Origin of the sequence: Symbiopectobacterium purcellii, from assembly GCF_019797845.1 — a bacterium.
GTDB lineage: Bacteria > Pseudomonadota > Gammaproteobacteria > Enterobacterales > Enterobacteriaceae > Symbiopectobacterium > Symbiopectobacterium purcellii.
This window is the reverse complement of record NZ_CP081864.1, coordinates 4,245,404-4,262,752: the sequence shown is the minus strand read 5'-3', so window position 1 is coordinate 4,262,752 and position 17,349 is coordinate 4,245,404. Positions and strand designations below refer to the sequence as shown.

The following is a 17,349-nucleotide window of genomic DNA, read 5'->3' as shown; positions in this document are numbered from 1 at the left end:
TAGAGTCAATTGAGAATCATTTTTATTAGCGAGAAATAGTGTGATCGGCTTATAAATAATTGATGAAAACGGTGATGTGAGAGTATCAGCGTTTACGGCGGAAAGCGCGTCTGAATATTCAGACGCGCAAGTGCGGAATGCGTTAAAACAGTGTGAATATTAGCCCTTTAAATGCTTATCCAAGAACTGGATCACAATTTTCATGATTTCTGGCTGCATCCAGTAATCACCGCCGTGCTGTGCATTGCTCACCGAGTAATAAGTGGAATCAATGCCCTTTTGTAATAATGCCTGATGCAGTATTTCCGTCTGGCGCGGTGAGACAATGGTGTCCTTGGTGCCGTGCATAATCAGGAACGGAGGGGTGTTGCTGTTAATGTAATTGATGGGGTTAGCAGCGGCAGCGCGTTCAGGGTAGCGTGTGATCGGGCCGCCATCGTTGAACACGGAAGTGCCGTTTACCCAAATAGCCTCGGTTGCTGACGCGGAAGTGTGTTTTTGTACCACATCATCAGGGAAGCCCTCGCCGACGCGTAGCAAATCGGAGAGTCCGTAGAAATCGATCACCGCTTGAACCTGGCTGTTTTGATCCAGATTTTCCCCTTTATCAAACTGTTTGTCGCCGTTCGATGTGCCGGTGAAGGCGGCCAGATAGCCGCCCGCCGACGCGCCGAATACCGCAATATGTGCACCATCAATACCAAATTTTCCGGACTGCGCTCGCAGATAACGTACCGCTGATTTCACATCTTCAAGCGGTGCGGGAAACAGTACGGTCGGTGCTACACGGTATTCCATACTGGCAACCACATAGCCTGCCTCAGCCATCGCCAAGCGCTGTTGAACGTAATTATCCTTGTTGGCATTGATAAAACCGCCGCCTGTGACAAACAGCACGGCGGGCAAGGCGTTGGGTGATTCAGGCTGCAAAATATCCATTTTTAGCGCCACGTTGGAATAGCCGCGCATTTGCACCTGAGAGAAAACCACGTTGGAGATCAATTTTACCGATGGAACACTCTTCTTTATGGATAACGTATGTAACGGCGCATCTGCAATAGCGGCAGTAGCGGATAAGCCCCCTAAAGTACAAAGCAGGCACAGCGCCATCGATTTATTGTTGGTAGACATCATCATTCCTTAGTGATTAACAAGCATTATTTCCCAACCCCTGCCACCCCAGAATAGGGCGTGCGCGAATAGCGCATCCAAAAAGAGGTTGACGCGACTCGCACAGTAAAGGGGCGAATACCTTTTTCGCAGATGAATGCAGCAATGCGGCAATGTGTCTTTGCGCCACACCGGTCTGCATAACGTGGATAATGAAAAATAGCTTTATACTGCTAACATCGTTTTATTGAGATGCGTGTTCCCTATGCCATTTATGCAACCTGGCATTCACATATAAATAATATATATTGTGTTGTTATGCGGAATTCATTTAAGCACGTTCGGCAACCTGCTATTTGTGTCTCTTGTCACATTTGTTTTTTTGTGTGTTAATATAATAGTTATATCTATTAATTATAAATTAAGGCATCAATGATAAATATTAAGCGCCTTGTCTACTATCATGAACTGATTCGCATTGGCAGTTTTACTAAAGCGGCGAAAACACTGAATATTTCTCAGGCGTTTCTTTCGCAGGAGATAGCGCGTCTGGAGCAGGAAACAGAAAGAAAACTGATAAATCGCACGACGCGCCAATTTTCTCTTACCCCTTTTGGTAAGGCATTTGCCAAAAAAATACGGGGTATAATTAGAGAATATTACGATATTGAGCAATTTATTCGTGGTTATGAAGACAGCCACGATGGTGCATTGTTAGTCGGGGTTCTTCCAATATTCAACCGTCTGCGGCATTACGAAATTTTTAGCCAGTTTCAGCGGCGCTATCCTAACATTGAGATGTCATTCATTGATGGTGTCAGCATGGATTTGTTAGAAAAGGTGCGTAACGGCGATCTCCATTTCTCCTATTCCACTCCGTTTGCCGACTATCAGGACGATCCGCTGTTTGCGCATCAGGTACTGTATGAAGATCAACTGGTGGCGGTGATGGCGAGCAATCATCCGTTGGCACAGCACAAGACGCTGAACCTTGAAACCCTGGCACAAGCGCGGTTGATCGTGCCGCAGAAAGGGACCGGTGAGCATGCCATTGTTTCTGATGCTTATGCAAAACAGGGGCTGAAGCCCAGCTATTTCCGCGAATGCAGCAATATCGATATCATCATGGATCTGGTGATGAATCAAAACGGTGTCGTGTTCTTGTGCACCCAGGTCGCCGGAAGCCTTGAAGGGTTCGATATTACCATCACCCCGTTGGAAACCCCGTTGCCACGCATTTTCGCTGTCAGCTATCTCAAGCGCAGTGCGCAAATCCCCATGGTTAAACTCTTCATTGATTTTATTGAAGAAAACCGAATTTCCCTTCGTCCTGCCTGCTAATAACGCCCGGTATTGACCGGGCAGCACTGACTGCATTTCCTTCAACAATTTCCCTGCATCGTGTGTAAATGTGAATTGGCTCATGTTTTCATACTAGATCTACTTGTATGGTAGTCGGCATTGAAACTGTGATGTAAAAGGAAATTGATGTGAAAATTGTCAGTGCTGAAGTATTTGTTACCTGCCCAGGGCGTAATTTTGTCACCCTGAAAATCACTACCGAAGACGGTGTGACAGGTATCGGCGATGCTACGCTGAACGGGCGTGAGCTACCGGTCGCTTCCTACCTGAAAGATCATGTTTGTCCGCAGCTCATCGGGCGCGATGCGCAACAGATTGAGGATATTTGGCAATTTTTCTACAAAGGAGCCTACTGGCGTCGTGGCCCGGTAACCATGTCAGCCATTTCGGCGGTAGATATGGCGCTGTGGGACATTAAAGGCAAGGTTGCCAACATGCCGCTGTATCAGCTGCTGGGCGGTGCGTCGCGCACAGGGGTAATGGTGTATTGCCATACCACCGGGCACAGCATTGATGAAGCGCTGGATGATTACGCCAAACACCGCGAAATGGGCTTCAAGGCGATTCGCGTGCAGTGCGGCGTACCGGGAATGAAAACCACCTATGGCATGGCCAAAGGGAAAGGTCTGGCGTATGAACCGGCCACTAAAGGGAACTGGCCCGAAGAGCAGCTCTGGTCAACGGAAAAGTATCTGGATTTCGCACCGAAACTGTTTGCAGCGGTGCGTGATAAATACGGCTTCAACGAACACCTGCTGCATGACATGCATCACCGCCTGACGCCGATTGAAGCCGCCCGCTTTGGTAAAAGTGTCGAACCCTACCGCCTGTTCTGGATGGAAGATCCGACGCCGGCTGAAAATCAGGAATGCTTCCGCTTGATTCGTCAGCACACGGTAACACCGATTGCCGTCGGGGAAGTGTTTAACAGCATTTGGGATTGTAAGCAGCTTATCGAAGAACAGCTCATCGACTACATCCGCACCACCATTACGCATGCGGGCGGTATCTCGGGCATGCGCCGCATTGCCGATTTTGCATCGCTGTACCAGGTTCGTACCGGTTCACACGGCCCGTCCGACTTGTCTCCGATCTGTATGGCCGCCGCGCTGCACTTCGATCTCTGGGTGCCGAATTTCGGCGTACAGGAATACATGGGCTACTCCGAGCAGATGCTGGAAGTGTTCCCGCACAGTTGGACGTTTGAGGATGGCTACATGCATCCGGGAGAAAAACCGGGGCTGGGCATCGAGTTTGACGAAAAACTGGCGGCGAAATACCCCTACGAACCGGCCTACCTGCCGGTGGCTCGTTTGGAAGACGGCACGCTGTGGAACTGGTAAGCGATCATCAACGGTGATGATGCGGGAGAAAAGCAATGAGCTTGATTAACGACAATTTCATGATAGGCAGCCCGACCGGGGTCACACTCTATCAGCAGGTGGCGCGGGATTTACCGATTATTGACTACCACTGCCATTTGGAAGCCAAAGACATTTATGAAAACCGCCGTTTCAGCAGTATCACGGAACTGTGGCTGGCAGGCGATCACTACAAATGGCGCGCGATGCGCGCCAACGGTATCCCAGAAGCAAAGATCACGGGTAATGCCTTCCCTGAAGAAAAATTTCAGGCGTGGGCAGAAACCGTTGAAGCGGCGTTTGGTAACCCGCTCTATCACTGGACGCATCTGGAACTGAAACACTACTTCGGCATTGATGAGATGCTGAGCAGCCGTAACTGGCGTGACATTATGGATGCCTGCAACCGGCAGTTGCAGGATGATGCTTTCACACCACGTGCGTTAATGATGCGTTCTCGGGTTGAGGTTATTTGCACCACGGATTCGCCGCTGGATTCTCTGCATTACCATCAGTTATTGAAGCAGGATGCCAGTTTTACCCCCAAAGTATTGCCGACCTTTCGACCGGACGAGTTTTTCTCGCACGACAGACACCAGTTCTCTTCGGCTTTGGTGCGTTTGGCGGAATTGACCGGTGAAACCATTACCCGCTTCACGGATTTTGAGCGTGCGCTGGAAGCGCGAGTGCAGTTTTTCCACGAGGTGGGCTGTCGTATTTCCGATCACGGGCTGGGCGATTTAACTTTTACACCGTTCACCACGCTACAAGGGGATGCGGTATTCCAGAAAAAAATGCAGAGCGAAGTAATTACCGCTGCGGAAGAGAGTATTTGGCAAAGCGTATTATTTATTACGCTGGCCCGGTTATATAAAAAATACGATTGGGCTATGCAAATTCATTTCGGGGCGATCCGCAATAATAATCAACGCATGTTGGAAAAAGTGGGGGTAAATAGTGGATTTGACGCTATTGCCGATCAACCCCGCTTGGCAGCCAATCTTAATGCATTTCTCAATGCAATGGCCGAGGAGAATCATTTACCCAGGACAATCATTTATAACTTATACGCAGCCTACAATGACATTGTGGCTTCGACGATTGCCAACTTCCAGTCCGGCGAAGAGGGGGTTAAATCACCGCTTCAGTTCGGGTCAGGCTGGTGGTTTAACGATACGCGCCGTGGCATGTTGAGCCAGCTTAACGCGCTGGCGGATCAAGGGTTGCTGATGAATTTTGTCGGTATGCTGACCGATTCGCGCAGCTTTGTTTCTTACCCGCGTCACGATTATTTCCGCCGGATATTATGTGGATTAATTGGACAATGGATCGATGCCGGGGAATTTCCCGCAGATGACATTATCCTGCAACGTATGGTAAGAAATATTTGTCACGATAACGCCCTACACTATTTTAAATTCTGATTATTACTCTCATTTTAATGAGGATAGAACATGTCTGCTGCTAAGAAAGTGACTATACCGGTCAGTATCGGCTATGGTCTGACGGATATTATGGGTGGCGGTGCCTTTACCGTGATCGGGGCTTGGTTACTCTTTTTCTATACCACTTTTGTAGGTTTAACGCCGGTGGAAGCTGCTTCGATCGTCGCTATTGCGCGTATTGTCGATGCGATTGTCAGCCTGTTTATGGGCAGTTTTACCGACCACTTTTATAAAAACTATTTCGGTAAGAAATTTGGCCGCCGCAGATTCTTTCTGTTGATCGGTGCGCCGTTGATGCTGGTGTATTCGTTGCTGTGGCTCAACGGCATGAATTACTGGTTCTATCTGGCGGTGTACCTGGCGTTTGAAGTCATTGCCGCGATGGTGCTGATCCCGTGGGAGACGCTGCCGTCCGAAATGACGAAAGGGTTTAACTCGCGCACCAAACTCTCTACCTGCCGTATGTTTCTCTCGGCGTTGGGGACGTTTCTTGCGACCTTTATCCCTGGCCTGCTAATTAAGCACTACGGTGAGCATGATGCGAATGCGTACCTGATCAACGGTGTCATGTTCTCGGTTATCTTTATGGTGTGTGTGTTCATCTCTTGGAAAGTGACCTGGGAACGCGAACTGACGCCGGAAATGCTGGCAGAGTTGGAGGCGGAAACGCCACCGCGCACCCTGAGTGAAAAACTGCGTATGCTGGGCGGGTTGTTTAAGGATTATGCTTCAACACTGCGTGTGCGTGCCTTTAGAAAACACCTGGCTATTTATTTGTTCTCCTTCACGGCTAAAGATGTCTACAACACCGTGTTTGTGTTCTTCTGTGTCTACTGCCTGAACGTCTCCTCGGCGTTTGCCGGAAGCCTGCTCTCCATGAGTACTGTCGGGCTGCCAGTGACGTTGCTGTCCGGGTTGGCGATCATTAAATATGGCCCATCGCGCCTGTATATCTTTGCCTACACGCTGATGATGCTGTGTCTGGCCGGGTTCTTCTATGTCTACCGTTTCCCGGTGGAAAACAAGATGGTGATGCTGGTGGCGCTGGCCGGTTTCTATCAGGTAGGCCGCTGCGTGCTGGAGTTCACCCCGTGGAACGTGTTCCCGTTCATTCCTGATATTGATGAAATGATCACCCGTCAGCGTCGTGAAGGGCTTTTTGCTGCGGTAATGACCTTCTCACGTAAAACCAAGGTCGCGATTGCCACCTTTATTGTCGGCCTGCTGTTGCAGTGGGGCGGTTTTATGAAAGGCAGCCAAGCGCAACCGCAGGAAGCGATTCAAACCATTGCTGGGTTGATGTTTATTGGCACCACCAGTCTATTGCTGATAGCGCTGTGGCAGGCACTGACCTTCCATCTGAATAAAACCACGCACAAGGTGTTTGTGGACGAAGTGGAACGCTTGAAAGCCGATGGCAGAAAACAGGATGTGACACCAGAAACACGCCGTATCGTCGAGGATTTAACCGGTCATCCTTATGACACGCTGTGGCATCAAAAGGATGTGTCATCGGTGAAAGGCTCACGGACAGCTTCGCCGGTGGGTGAGTAAATGTAATCGGATGCGCAAGCGTCTACGTTGGGAAAAACTGTTATGACAACCTCTCTCTTACAGGCAAAAGCCGCGGTGCCTGAATATGACCGCAGCAAACTGGTTGCACGTATTGCCCATATTGGTTTCGGCGCATTTCACCGCGCCCACCAGGCGGTGTGTGCCGACAAACTGGCCGCACAGTTCGGCAGCGATTGGGGCTATTGCGAAATCAATCTGATTGGCGGTGAGCAACAGATTCAGGATCTTCGCCAGCAGGATCTGCTTTGGTCGGTATCTGAAATGGCGGACAATGGCTGGACCAGCCGCATTGTCGGTATTGCCAAAACCGCTTTGCACGCGGAGTTGGACGGCATCGAGGCGGTGCTGGAGGCATTAAGCGCACCGGATATCGCTATCGTATCCATCACGGTGACGGAAAAAGGCTACTGCCACCATCCGGCGACCGGACAGCTTAACGCAGAGCATCCGCTGATTGCGCACGATCTCCAGCATCCGGATCAACCGCGCTCTTTGCCGGGTGTCATTCTGGCTGCGATCAAACGCCGTATAGCGCGTGGTGTGTCGCCATTTAGCGTGATGTCGTGCGACAACATGCCGGAAAATGGCCATGTGACACGCAACGTGATAACCCAACTGGCGCAGCGTCAGGATCCTGAACTGGCTCTCTGGGTCGCGCAACATGTGACGTTCCCTTCCACCATGGTGGATCGTATCGTACCGGCGATGACGCCGGAAACGCTGGAGCAGATCACCGAACTGCTGGGCGTGAACGACCCGGCGGGCATTGCCTGCGAGCCGTTCTTTCAGTGGGTGATTGAAGACAACTTCGTCAACGGGCGTCCCGCATGGGAAAAGGCGGGCGCAGAGCTGGTACAGGACGTACTGCCGTATGAAGAGATGAAACTGCGCATGTTGAATGGCAGCCACTCTTTCCTGGCGTACCTCGGTTATCTGGCGGGTTATGCACACATCAGCGACTGCATGCAGGACGAGGCGTTGGTCAACGCGGCACATCACCTGATGCTGCAAGAGCAGGCGCCCACATTGCGCACGCAGGGAGTCAATCTGGCGGCTTACGCTGACGCACTGTTGCAGCGTTACCGCAACCGTGCGCTGAAGCACCGTACCTGGCAAATTGCCATGGACGGCTCGCAGAAATTGCCACAGCGCATGCTGGATTCGATTCGCTGGCATCTGGCACACGGCAGCCGTTTTGACATGCTGGCGCTCGGTGTAGCTGGGTGGATGCGCTATGTTGGCGGCGTAGACGAGCAAGGGAACGCGATTGATATCAGCGACCCGCTACGTGATGTGCTGGCTGATGTGGTGCGTAACAGTGCTCAAGGAGAAGCCCGCGTACAGGCCTTGCTGGGGCTGGAGGCTATCTTTGGACCAGACTTGCCGCAGCAGCGCGAGTTTGTCGCGACAGTGACCCGCTACTATCAGTCACTGCTTCAGCATGGGGTGAAACAGACGCTGCGCACGCTGGTCTGGTGATCCCTGTTTTCGGATTGATGACAAAATCACTTCACGCCTCGTCATCCCCGCCTTCGCGGGAATCACTGTGGGATTAGGGCCATTTGTTAGCAACCTCCAACGTTATCCGCACAGCGGATAACGTTTTTACGTTTAGCGCCGCGAAAAATATGATGGAAAAGGGGGGTAGGCAAAGCATTAGCATGTATCATGACGGGTAATACTTTCGAATAGTTAAAAGCGATGTATGGAAACTTCCTTTCAGATCAACAGCAATGAGCCGGTCAATCAGCAAATCTATCGTATCTTGCGTAAGGATATCGTGGAGTGCGCGATTCCGCCGGGTAAGTTACTGTCAGAAAAAGAGATATCAACCCGTTTTTCCGTTTCGCGCCAGCCGGTGCGTGAGGCGTTTATCAAACTGGCGGAAGCGGGACTGGTGCAGGTATTGCCGCAGCGCGGTACTTTCGTGATGAAAATTTCGGAACAACGGGTGGCGGATGCGCGTTTTATTCGCCAGGCGTTAGAGTGCGCCATTGCGCGCCGGGCCGCAGAGTTCGTGACCGATGAGCAATTGCTGGTGCTGGAGCACAATCTACACCGGCAGGAATTGGCCGCGCAGAATGAGCAGATTCGTGAGTTTCTCAGCTTGGATGACGATTTTCACCAACTGCTGATGCAGGTGGCACGCTGTCCATTGGCGTGGGAAACCATCGAATCAATCAAAGCAACCATGGACCGGGTACGCTTTCTCAGTTTGAGTCAGGTTTCTCCACCGCTGAATCTGATCAAGCAACACTACCTGATTTTTAATAGCCTGAAAGCACACGATCCTGATGCGGCAGAAGCAGCAATTCGCGAGCATCTGCAAGAGATGGTCTATTCGATCACGCCGATAGCCGAGCAAAACCGCGATTGGTTCGATCACCCTTAACGGGGGGATAAAGAGAGTATTCTTGCATCGGGCGTGTTAACACGCCCGAAGGGAGACGAAAGCCGTGTCAGGCGCGGCCCAAACGCATCAGCTCATCAGGGGAAAAGTATTCGCTGACCCCGTTGAGTTGCACGCATTTGGCTTTACGAACGTCTTCTCGTTTCAGCTTATCTGCATGAATGGCAGCAATGGTACCCACCAGACGAGAACCGTTTTGCATTACACGACAGCCCGTTTCAAGCGGGTTTCTGTATCTGTCATACGCTGTGTACATAATAACCTCCTTCGTTGACTACAAAAAACCGCTATCGATCCTACTGCCGAACGGCGGTCATCGCCAAGGTAAAGGGGGGTTTATGCATAATCTGTATATAAATCCTGGCGTTATTTCCTGAGGTAAATAACGCCAGGAGATAACGGCGGAGCGATCAGGGTTTGGTGGGGATTTGTCGAAAGCGCCAGGCGATATGCAGCGTGTTCACCAATACCAGCAACGCGGTGATGATGAACACCCAGCGAAATCCCATCATGGCGGACACGCCGGAGCCGAGTAACGGGCCTGCGACATTACCCAGATACATAAAGGATTGGTTGTAACCGAAAATCCGCCCGGTCACCTGCTGGCTGCTGTATTTCAGCAGCAGCGCCTGTGTGGCTGGCATCAGTGCGCCATCGGCGAAGCCTAGCAGGAAACGCAGTATCCCCAACTGTAGCGAATCACTGATGGTGGACATCAAACAAAACAGCAGCACACAGGCGCCCAGTGCGGCGATCAGGATGCGATGTGCGCCGATTTTGTCGCCAAGACGGCCCAACCGCGGTGCTGATAGCAGCGCTGAAACGCCGGGAACAGCAGCGATCACGCCGCTGAGAAACGCGAGATTATTGGTGTCTGGCGTAAGTTCGCGAATAAATAGTGTCAGTATTGGGCTGATGGAGCCGTTAGCGAGCTGAATCATCATGGTGGTGATGAACAGGCTGACAATCAACGCCGGGTAGGGCAGGGAAGAGAATACGGCTTTGCCACTAAGACGATTCGCTTTGGTGACCTTGATAACGCCTTCTTTGATGGAGAACAAGGTGATCAAAAAGCACATGAACAGCAAGGTGGCAGTGATAAAGAACACCACGCGCAGCCCGACGTGGTCGGCGAGAAAGCCACCGATCAGCGGGCCGATAATCACGCCAGCCACCTGACCGGTGGAAAGCGTACCCAGTGCCCAGCCGCTTTTTTCACGCGGGACTTGCGAGGCGATCAACGCCATGGCATTGGGAATATAGCCAGAGGTCAGCCCCATCAGAGTTCGCAGGATAAACAGGTGCCAGACGTTGCTGGCCATGCCCTGTAGCGCCATGACGATGGCCATGCCGAGTGCAGCGCGCAGCAGCATCAGCTTGCGCCCTTTGCGATCCGCCAGACTGCCCCACAGCGGCGCGACGATGGCCGAGACCAGAAACGAGGAGCTGAAAATCAGCCCGGACCACAAACTCAGTGATGCGTGGTCGGTGACGCCGAGCTGTTCAATATAGAGCGGCAGGAACGGCAGTATCTGGCTCATGGCAAGGCCAGTAAAAAAGCATCCCACCCAAGCGGCGTATAAATTGAGTTTCCAGGTTTCCATGGCGTCCTGCATGCCGTCGCAGCGCGGCAGCGTTACGGGTAAAACGGCGATATCGGCGCGATATTGGCCGTTGAGCGAACTTGCCTTCACGGCTACAGCCGGGAAACTATCACGCTAGGTGATTAAAAGTTCATCATATTTCAATACGATAACATAACGGACGCCGAGATGAGCTATTTGCACGTGTGAATATCGCCAGTTTCTGAACGCCATGTTGCGTATACAAAAAAATTTTGTGATGTGTGTCACAAAAACTTGCGTTTGGATTATGACGAGCGTACACTCTGTTAACAGAAGACAACATCACCTGCAACTTCATTATCGGTAACGTTAAAAAAGCCAAAAATCGTGCGTAAATTACTGAAAAGAATCCTGGCTGCTTATGTTCTTGCCCACAAAGATGTTCCGCCGGGCGCTATGTACTGATAGCCATCGCAAATTAAAAAAAGCCGTGAAAACGGCTTTTTTTATGTCTAACGATCCAACCTCAAAGCGCATCAGCAATCGCACGGCCTAAGGTTTCTGTATTGCCGCTGCCGCCCAAATCCCGAGTTAACGGTGCCTGTGTCGGCCCTTGTGCCAACACGGTTTCGATAGCCTGTAAAATCGCGGCCCCCGCCTCTGCGTGACCCAGATGCTCCAGCATCATGGCACCGCACCAGATTTGACCAATCGGATTGGCCAGGCCTTTGCCAGCGATATCCGGGGCAGAACCGTGCACCGGCTCAAACAGGCTGGGGAACGTGCGCTCAGGGTTAATATTGGCAGAGGGAGCGATGCCGATGGTGCCGGTGCAGGCAGGGCCAAGATCGGACAGGATATCGCCAAACAGGTTACTGGCGACCACCACGTCAAACCAGTCGGGATGCAGCACAAAGTTGGCGGTGAGAATATCGATATGGAATTTATCGACTTTCACCTCTGGGTAATGCTGCCCCATTGCGGCAACGCGCGTATCCCAGTATGGCATGGTGATCGCAATGCCGTTGGATTTGGTGGCAGACGTCAGGTGTTTGCGCGGCCGCTTCTGCGCCAGTTCATAGGCAAATTTCAGGATACGATCGACGCCGACGCGAGTCATTACGGTTTCCTGCATCACGATCTCACGTTCCGTGCCTTCAAACATCATGCCGCCGACGCTGGAGTATTCCCCTTCGGTATTTTCGCGCACCACGTAGAAATCAATATCGCCAGGGTTGCGATTAGCCAGCGGGGCTTTGACGCCGGGCATTAAGCGGCACGGCCGCAAGTTGACGTACTGATCGAAATCGCGGCGGAATTTGAGCAGCGATCCCCAGAGCGACACATGATCGGGTACCACCTCTGGCCAGCCAACGGCGCCAAAATAGAGGGCATCGAAGCCTTTCAACAGCTCAAACCAATTATCCGGCAACATTTTACCGTGTTTGAGATAGTAGTCGGCGCTGGCAAAATCAAACCATTCCCACTGTAATTCAATGCCAAACTGCGCGGCAGCGCGCGTAACAACGCGTACCCCTTCTGGCATAACTTCTTTTCCGATGCCATCCCCAGGGATGACAGCAATTTTGTAGCGCGGTACGGACATAAGGGTATTCCTGTTTTTCTATTAGCGGACCCTTACGAGTGTATTTCTTGTAAAAATGATGAACAATAAGCCTTACGGGAAAGCTATTATTGAATTAAAGGTAACAATCGATGCGGGAAATGAACGATCTGCTGTTTTTCAGTCGCATTGTCGCGCTGGGTAGCCTGACGGCGGTCGCCAGAGAAAGGGGGCTGTCTCTTCCTGCTATCAGTAAACGGTTAAGCGCGCTGGAACATCGACTCGGCGTGCAACTGATTCAGCGTACCACCCGGCGTTTAGAGTTGACGCTGGAAGGGCAACTCTACAGCGAAGGCGCACTTCCCATCCTCAATGACATTGCCGAACTGGAGAATGCAGTCAGCCGTAGCCAAATGACGTTACGCGGCAAGCTCACGGTAAACGCCTCGTTTGGCTTTGGTCGACGTCATATTGCCCCGCTGGTGTCTGCATTCTCCTTGCTGCATCCTGAATTGGAGATACAACTGCAACTGTCGAGTCAGCCCATCAATATGCTTGATGCCGGCATTGATATTGATATTCGCGTGGGCACGCCCCCTGATTCACGTCTAATTGCCCACAAACTGCGTACCAATCACCGTATCCTGTGCGCATCACCTGATTATCTGTCCAAGCGCTGCATCTCACGTACGGTGGCGGAGTTGGCCGGGCATAACTGTCTGGTGCTGCGCCAGTATGAAAGCGATTATGCGATGTGGCGCTTTTACCGCGACGGTCAGGAGTTTAGCCATAAAGCTGAAGGCAACCTGTCGAGTAACGACGGCGAAGTGGTGATGCGTTATGCGCTGGATGGGCGAGGTCTGCTGTTACGTTCAGCCTGGGATGTTGAACCTTATCTGGAGCAGGGCGCATTAGTGGCTTTGTTGCCAGACTTTACAACGCAGGATGCAGGCATTCACGCGGTCTATCAGCAACGGCGTCACGTTCCCGCCAGAATCACTACTTTTGTCCGCTATCTTCAGGCAGAAATGGCTGTCTAGATTGAAACGCAGTCGCGTTTTATTAAAGACGCTCAAATCTCCGATCGCTATGGTATCAATTTTAATCCCTTACGCTCGGCAGAGGGTCGCCGTCAATACGGCGATGATCGGTCTTGTGTCATTTGGGACATTTATCGATGCCTGCGCACAGGTACAATGTTGTTAAAAGGAAAGAGTAAAAAACCCACAGCCTTGTGCACAGAGTCTGGCAGTACGGCAGCGCGATGGATGCGTACTGTAAGTGTGACCAGGAGGGTGAAACAGCACGGTTTTGATTCAATTCCTAATAGGGGTGGTATGACGATGGTTAAAGCAGAAGAAGCGGCGATGGAGATTCTTGTCAATGCGGATGAATCACGCAGCCTGTGTCTGGAGGCGTTGCAGGCGGCACGCCACGGAAAGGTTGAACAAGCCAATGCGTTAATGACTCGCGCAGATCGGTTTGCAAGAGTGGCGCATCAGGTTCAAACGCAGTGGGTTGCACGAGAAACCGTTGTGCCGATGACATCTATTATGGCGCATGCACAAGACCACTTGATGACGTCATTATTGGTGCGGGAGTTGGCGAACGAAATGCTGTATTTATACCAGAGTTAACACAGGGCACGATGTGTCGGCGGGTGGGAATAGGCCTGTACCGCCTTTAAGCAGGACGGTACAGGCAGTGATGCGTTGATTAGCGGGTGGCTTTGATTGCCGCGACCAACGTGTTCATCTGTTCGCCGATCAGTGCCGCAATTTTTTCGTCATGCAAGTTGCCCTGATCGTCAAAACCGCCAGCAAATGCGTTAGCAAACACTTCCGGCTTGTTAAGCGGTTGCAGATTCAGGAACACGGCGCTTTGGCGCAAATGATACTGCGCGCGTGAGGTCCCCATACCGCCGCCCGCCCCCATCAGCGCTACGGGTTTGCCGCTCAGCGGTTGGCTATCTGGCAGTCGTGAAAGCCAGTCGAGGATGTTTTTCAATGCTGGTGCCACGGAGTAGTTGTACTCGGTGCAGGCAAAGACAAATCCGTCAGCCTGTTGCGCCTGACGCGCGATGCGCTGCACGGCAGCGGGGATCTCGGTCAGATCGGCATTGTAGAACGGTACATCCAGCAGATCGGCGATCTCGAGGGTGGTATCCGCTGGCACAGCGGCTTGCGCTGCGCGCAACAGCCCTTTATTCGCAGAGGCGCGGCGCAGGCTGCCCGCGATGCCCAATAGTCGTAGGGTGCTCATGGTATTTCCTTAAAATTCAGCATCAATATCAACAACAGAAATCAGCTTGTGGTTCACAAACTCTTTAATGCCCAGTCCGGTTAGTTCGCGCCCATACCCAGAACGGCGGATACCGCCAAACGGCAGATCGGCCTTCACGCGGGTTGGGTGGTTGACGTACACCATCCCGGTGGACAGGCGAGCGGCAACCTCAGCCCCGTGTTTGCCGTTACGGGTGAACACTGAACCCCCGAGACCGAACGGTGAATCGTTGGCAATACGTACCGCATCATCTTCATCTTTAGCACGGAACAACATAGAGACCGGGCCAAAAAATTCCATATGGTAGGCGGGATTGTCCGGCGTAACGTCGGTAAGTATAGTCGGCTGTACGAACGCACCCTGGGTCGGCACTTTCGGGCCCACTTCCAATGCGGTTGCGCCATGCGACACCGCCAGTTGAATCTTCTGTCTTACTTCATCAGCGGCCTGTTGGGAAGAGAGCGGGGCCAGCGTGGTGTTCTCATCCAGCGGATCGCCGGTGCGCAACGCAGCAACGCCCTGGGTGTAGCGATCGAGAAACGCGTCATACACGGCGTCTTCAATGATCATACGTTTGGAAGAGACGCACACTTGCCCGCCGTTCCAGTGGCGGCCAAACACGGCCCACTTGACGGTTTTCTCCAGTTCGGCATCTTTCAACACCACGAAAGCATCGGCACCGCCCAATTCCAGCGTGGATTTTTTCAGGGCAAGTGCGGCCTGCTGGGCAACGGTGGCGCCCGCGCCTTCTGAACCGGTCAGGGCTACGCCCTGCACACGCGGATCGTTGAGGATCATTTCAATGTGCTTGCGGGTGGCATACAGATTAGTAAATGCCCCTTTAGGCAACCCGGCGTCATGCATCAGTTTTTCAAAGCGGGCTGCACTTTGTGGCACGTTGGAAGCATGCTTCAACAGAATAGTGTTACCGGCAGAAAGTTGCGGTGCGATGATGCGTGCGATCTGATAGTAAGGGAAATTCCACGGCTCGATAGCGAGCAGCACGCCCAGCGGTTCGTGCACGATCTGCGCGGTCGCTTCTTTCGGGTTGGCGACTGGCAGCGTTTCGGGGGCCAGCAGCCCTTCCGCATGCTTAACGTAGTACTCGAAAATTTGAGCGGATAGTTCCACTTCTGCTCGAGCTTCTGCAACCAGCTTGCCCATTTCCAGCGTCAGCAGTCGTGCCATTTCTTCTTTATGTTGACGTAGCAGTGTGGCAGCTTTTTGTAGAATGGCCCCTCGGGTGGAAAACGGGGTTTCTTTCCATGCCAGGAAAGCGTTGTGTGCTTGGCTGATGGCGTCAGTGACTTCTGCGTCAGTGGCGTCGGGGAACGTTTTAATGACTTCACCCGTGTACGGGTTGATAGTGGCATATCCCACGGTAAACCTCCTGAAAACAAACTGTTCAAGATGCCCGTCCTACTTCAAATTGCAGATGCGTTGGCTGCGCTCACTCACCCGAATCACTTACTTGAGTAGGGTCATCGGGATTCCTTCACTTGCCGCGTTACGAGACTCATCAATGAGTCTCGCCCTAAAGGGCCAGCGCAAGCGCTGTTCAAAACGTTAACGTTTTGTCCTGCAACTCGTATTATTTAGGGCATATGTTACTTAGTAAGGTATCAACTGATAATTCACACCGTTTCAGGTTGCTCCACAGAAAACAGTCGGCTCCTGCCAGCATAGCGATGGCGAGGAGGCTGCGGAGTCACCTCTGACGCCGCGATGGTGAAGCGATGCTATCCCGACGTCATCAAGCTATAATACGCCTAGCTAAAAACAATACAATATTAACCGCATTGCGATACAGTTTTGAGGCAAGTGATGAATAAAACGGCAGGGATACAGGTTATCTCAAGAGCAATCAAAATATTACGGCTGCTGCATGAGCGTGGCACGAGTCTGGGAGAACTGGCGCGTTTGACGGATCTGCCTCGCTCAACGGTGCAACGTATTGTCGATACTCTGGCGGCTGAACATTTGGTCGAGTGCGGTGAGGGCGGTGTGCGGCTGGGCTGGGGTATCAATGAGTTGGCGAGAAATGCCTATTCTGACGTGGCAGCGCAGTTGCGTCATCCGCTTGAACTGCTGTTTGAAAAGACGCGTGAAACGGTCGATATTTCGACCTTTCATGGTCGCGAGGTGATCTTCCTTGACCGGATTATCAGCGATCAGGCGGTGCGTGTGGTGCCCATACACGATCGTCCCAAGCCGGTATATGCCATGGCGAACGGCAAGGCGATGTTGTCGCTATTAACCGATGCGCAAATTACGGCACTGCTACACGATCAGATGCCTGCGTTAACGTCCCAGACGCTGGTTTCACTGCCCGTGCTGCTGCAACAAATAGCAGAAGTGCGCGCCGATGGCTTTTCTTATGACAGGGAAGAGCATGCGGAAGGCGTCTGTGCCGTTGGGATTGCCCTGCCGGTACCGGGAAGACCGGCGCACGCCTTGTCGGTGGTGCTTCCTTCCTATCGCTTTGCTGCTCGCCTTCCGGCTATTCAGCAGGCGCTGGAAGAGGTGCGGCAAATGTGCCTGTGTATCCTTTCCCCGCGCAGCAAGTAACCGACGCACAGATTACAGATGTTAATGGCATATAATGCATGTATAATTAATGTGGAATTATATGCTTTTCTTATGGCTAATGTGAGTCGATCATGAGGTCAGCAGC

Annotated in this window: 16 protein-coding genes; 10 read left to right on the top strand and 6 right to left on the bottom strand. The window is 52.1% G+C overall.

All coding sequences use genetic code 11. From position 1 onward, the window contains the following. Positions 1 to 159: 159 nt before the first annotated feature. A complete protein-coding gene (locus tag K6K13_RS19780) occupies positions 160 to 1,131 on the bottom strand; it encodes an alpha/beta hydrolase (protein ID WP_252120353.1) in 972 nt (323 codons plus the stop codon). A 411-nt stretch (positions 1,132 to 1,542) separates the two neighbouring features. On the opposite strand from K6K13_RS19780, the gene K6K13_RS19775 reads away from it, so the two are divergent. From K6K13_RS19775 to K6K13_RS19750, 6 genes are all read left to right on the top strand, one after another. Continuing rightward, positions 1,543 to 2,451 (top strand): LysR family transcriptional regulator, encoded by a 909-nt coding sequence (locus K6K13_RS19775; protein WP_222158505.1) that lies wholly within the window; start codon positions 1,543 to 1,545, stop codon positions 2,449 to 2,451. Positions 2,452 to 2,600: 149 nt separating this feature from the next. Beyond that, positions 2,601 to 3,815 carry a D-mannonate dehydratase ManD gene (gene manD / locus K6K13_RS19770; RefSeq protein WP_222158504.1) on the top strand — a complete coding sequence of 405 codons (1,215 nt, stop codon included), beginning with the start codon at positions 2,601 to 2,603 and terminating at the stop codon, positions 3,813 to 3,815. Positions 3,816 to 3,850: 35 nt separating this feature from the next. Beyond that, on the top strand, positions 3,851 to 5,257 hold the full coding sequence (gene uxaC, locus K6K13_RS19765) for a glucuronate isomerase (RefSeq protein ID WP_222158503.1): 1,407 nt from the start codon (positions 3,851 to 3,853) through the stop codon (positions 5,255 to 5,257). A 30-nt stretch (positions 5,258 to 5,287) separates the two neighbouring features. Then, positions 5,288 to 6,832 (top strand): MFS transporter, encoded by a 1,545-nt coding sequence (locus K6K13_RS19760; RefSeq protein ID WP_222158502.1) that lies wholly within the window; start codon positions 5,288 to 5,290, stop codon positions 6,830 to 6,832. A gap of 42 nt (positions 6,833 to 6,874) precedes the next feature. Then, a complete protein-coding gene (locus K6K13_RS19755; RefSeq protein WP_222158501.1) occupies positions 6,875 to 8,332 on the top strand; it encodes a mannitol dehydrogenase family protein in 1,458 nt (485 codons plus the stop codon). A gap of 226 nt (positions 8,333 to 8,558) precedes the next feature. Continuing rightward, positions 8,559 to 9,245, top strand: coding sequence for a GntR family transcriptional regulator (locus K6K13_RS19750; protein WP_222158500.1), 687 nt, complete (start codon positions 8,559 to 8,561; stop codon positions 9,243 to 9,245). 67 nt (positions 9,246 to 9,312) lie between these two features. On the opposite strand, the gene ydfZ is transcribed toward K6K13_RS19750, so the two are convergent. After that, entirely contained in the window at positions 9,313 to 9,519 is a 207-nt protein-coding gene (gene ydfZ, locus K6K13_RS19745; RefSeq protein ID WP_222158499.1) for a putative selenium delivery protein YdfZ, read from the bottom strand. Between the two features lie 154 nt (positions 9,520 to 9,673). After that, a complete protein-coding gene (locus K6K13_RS19740; RefSeq protein ID WP_222161191.1) occupies positions 9,674 to 10,867 on the bottom strand; it encodes a multidrug efflux MFS transporter in 1,194 nt (397 codons plus the stop codon). A 348-nt stretch (positions 10,868 to 11,215) separates the two neighbouring features. Here K6K13_RS19740 and azuC point away from each other — a divergent pair, with 348 nt between their 5' ends. Next, the gene (azuC, locus tag K6K13_RS23635; RefSeq protein ID WP_350338160.1) at positions 11,216 to 11,293 is read left to right on the top strand and encodes a stress response protein AzuC; all 78 of its coding nucleotides are present in this window, start codon (positions 11,216 to 11,218) and stop codon (positions 11,291 to 11,293) included. Positions 11,294 to 11,354: 61 nt separating this feature from the next. Here the strand turns inward: azuC and K6K13_RS19730 are convergent, their stop codons facing one another. Then, on the bottom strand, positions 11,355 to 12,434 hold the full coding sequence (locus K6K13_RS19730) for a tartrate dehydrogenase (protein ID WP_222158498.1): 1,080 nt from the start codon (positions 12,432 to 12,434) through the stop codon (positions 11,355 to 11,357). Between the two features lie 110 nt (positions 12,435 to 12,544). On the opposite strand from K6K13_RS19730, the gene K6K13_RS19725 reads away from it, so the two are divergent. Together K6K13_RS19725 and K6K13_RS19720 are read left to right on the top strand one after the other, a co-directional pair. Continuing rightward, positions 12,545 to 13,432: a LysR family transcriptional regulator gene (locus tag K6K13_RS19725; RefSeq protein WP_222158497.1), complete on the top strand. Its 888-nt coding sequence runs from the start codon at positions 12,545 to 12,547 to the stop codon at positions 13,430 to 13,432. Positions 13,433 to 13,735: 303 nt separating this feature from the next. Further along, a complete protein-coding gene (locus K6K13_RS19720) occupies positions 13,736 to 14,029 on the top strand; it encodes a PTS lactose/cellobiose transporter subunit IIA (RefSeq protein ID WP_222161189.1) in 294 nt (97 codons plus the stop codon). A 79-nt stretch (positions 14,030 to 14,108) separates the two neighbouring features. On the opposite strand, the gene K6K13_RS19715 is transcribed toward K6K13_RS19720, so the two are convergent. Further along, positions 14,109 to 14,654 carry an NADPH-dependent FMN reductase gene (locus K6K13_RS19715; RefSeq protein ID WP_222158496.1) on the bottom strand — a complete coding sequence of 182 codons (546 nt, stop codon included), beginning with the start codon at positions 14,652 to 14,654 and terminating at the stop codon, positions 14,109 to 14,111. A gap of 9 nt (positions 14,655 to 14,663) precedes the next feature. Continuing rightward, positions 14,664 to 16,055, bottom strand: coding sequence for an NAD-dependent succinate-semialdehyde dehydrogenase (locus tag K6K13_RS19710; RefSeq protein ID WP_222158495.1), 1,392 nt, complete (start codon positions 16,053 to 16,055; stop codon positions 14,664 to 14,666). A 444-nt stretch (positions 16,056 to 16,499) separates the two neighbouring features. Here K6K13_RS19710 and K6K13_RS19705 point away from each other — a divergent pair, with 444 nt between their 5' ends. Continuing rightward, the gene (locus K6K13_RS19705; RefSeq protein ID WP_222158494.1) at positions 16,500 to 17,243 is read left to right on the top strand and encodes an IclR family transcriptional regulator; all 744 of its coding nucleotides are present in this window, start codon (positions 16,500 to 16,502) and stop codon (positions 17,241 to 17,243) included. The last annotated feature ends 106 nt before the right edge of the window (positions 17,244 to 17,349 follow it).

Excerpts from the sequence above, each read along its gene's own strand:
- ydfZ (WP_222158499.1), bottom strand. The coding sequence starts at position 9,519 with ATGTACACAGCGTATGACAGATACAGAAACCCGCTTGAAACGGGCTGT.
- K6K13_RS19780 (WP_252120353.1), bottom strand. The coding sequence starts at position 1,131 with ATGTCTACCAACAATAAATCGATGGCGCTGTGCCTGCTTTGTACTTTA.
- K6K13_RS19730 (WP_222158498.1), bottom strand. The coding sequence starts at position 12,434 with ATGTCCGTACCGCGCTACAAAATTGCTGTCATCCCTGGGGATGGCATC.
- K6K13_RS19750 (WP_222158500.1), top strand. The coding sequence starts at position 8,559 with ATGGAAACTTCCTTTCAGATCAACAGCAATGAGCCGGTCAATCAGCAA.
- K6K13_RS19715 (WP_222158496.1), bottom strand. The coding sequence starts at position 14,654 with ATGAGCACCCTACGACTATTGGGCATCGCGGGCAGCCTGCGCCGCGCC.
- K6K13_RS19775 (WP_222158505.1), top strand. The coding sequence starts at position 1,543 with ATGATAAATATTAAGCGCCTTGTCTACTATCATGAACTGATTCGCATT.
- K6K13_RS19705 (WP_222158494.1), top strand. The coding sequence starts at position 16,500 with ATGAATAAAACGGCAGGGATACAGGTTATCTCAAGAGCAATCAAAATA.
- K6K13_RS19755 (WP_222158501.1), top strand. The coding sequence starts at position 6,875 with ATGACAACCTCTCTCTTACAGGCAAAAGCCGCGGTGCCTGAATATGAC.
- K6K13_RS19760 (WP_222158502.1), top strand. The coding sequence starts at position 5,288 with ATGTCTGCTGCTAAGAAAGTGACTATACCGGTCAGTATCGGCTATGGT.
- K6K13_RS19740 (WP_222161191.1), bottom strand. The coding sequence starts at position 10,867 with ATGGAAACCTGGAAACTCAATTTATACGCCGCTTGGGTGGGATGCTTT.
- K6K13_RS19725 (WP_222158497.1), top strand. The coding sequence starts at position 12,545 with ATGCGGGAAATGAACGATCTGCTGTTTTTCAGTCGCATTGTCGCGCTG.
- uxaC (WP_222158503.1), top strand. The coding sequence starts at position 3,851 with ATGAGCTTGATTAACGACAATTTCATGATAGGCAGCCCGACCGGGGTC.
- K6K13_RS19720 (WP_222161189.1), top strand. The coding sequence starts at position 13,736 with ATGGTTAAAGCAGAAGAAGCGGCGATGGAGATTCTTGTCAATGCGGAT.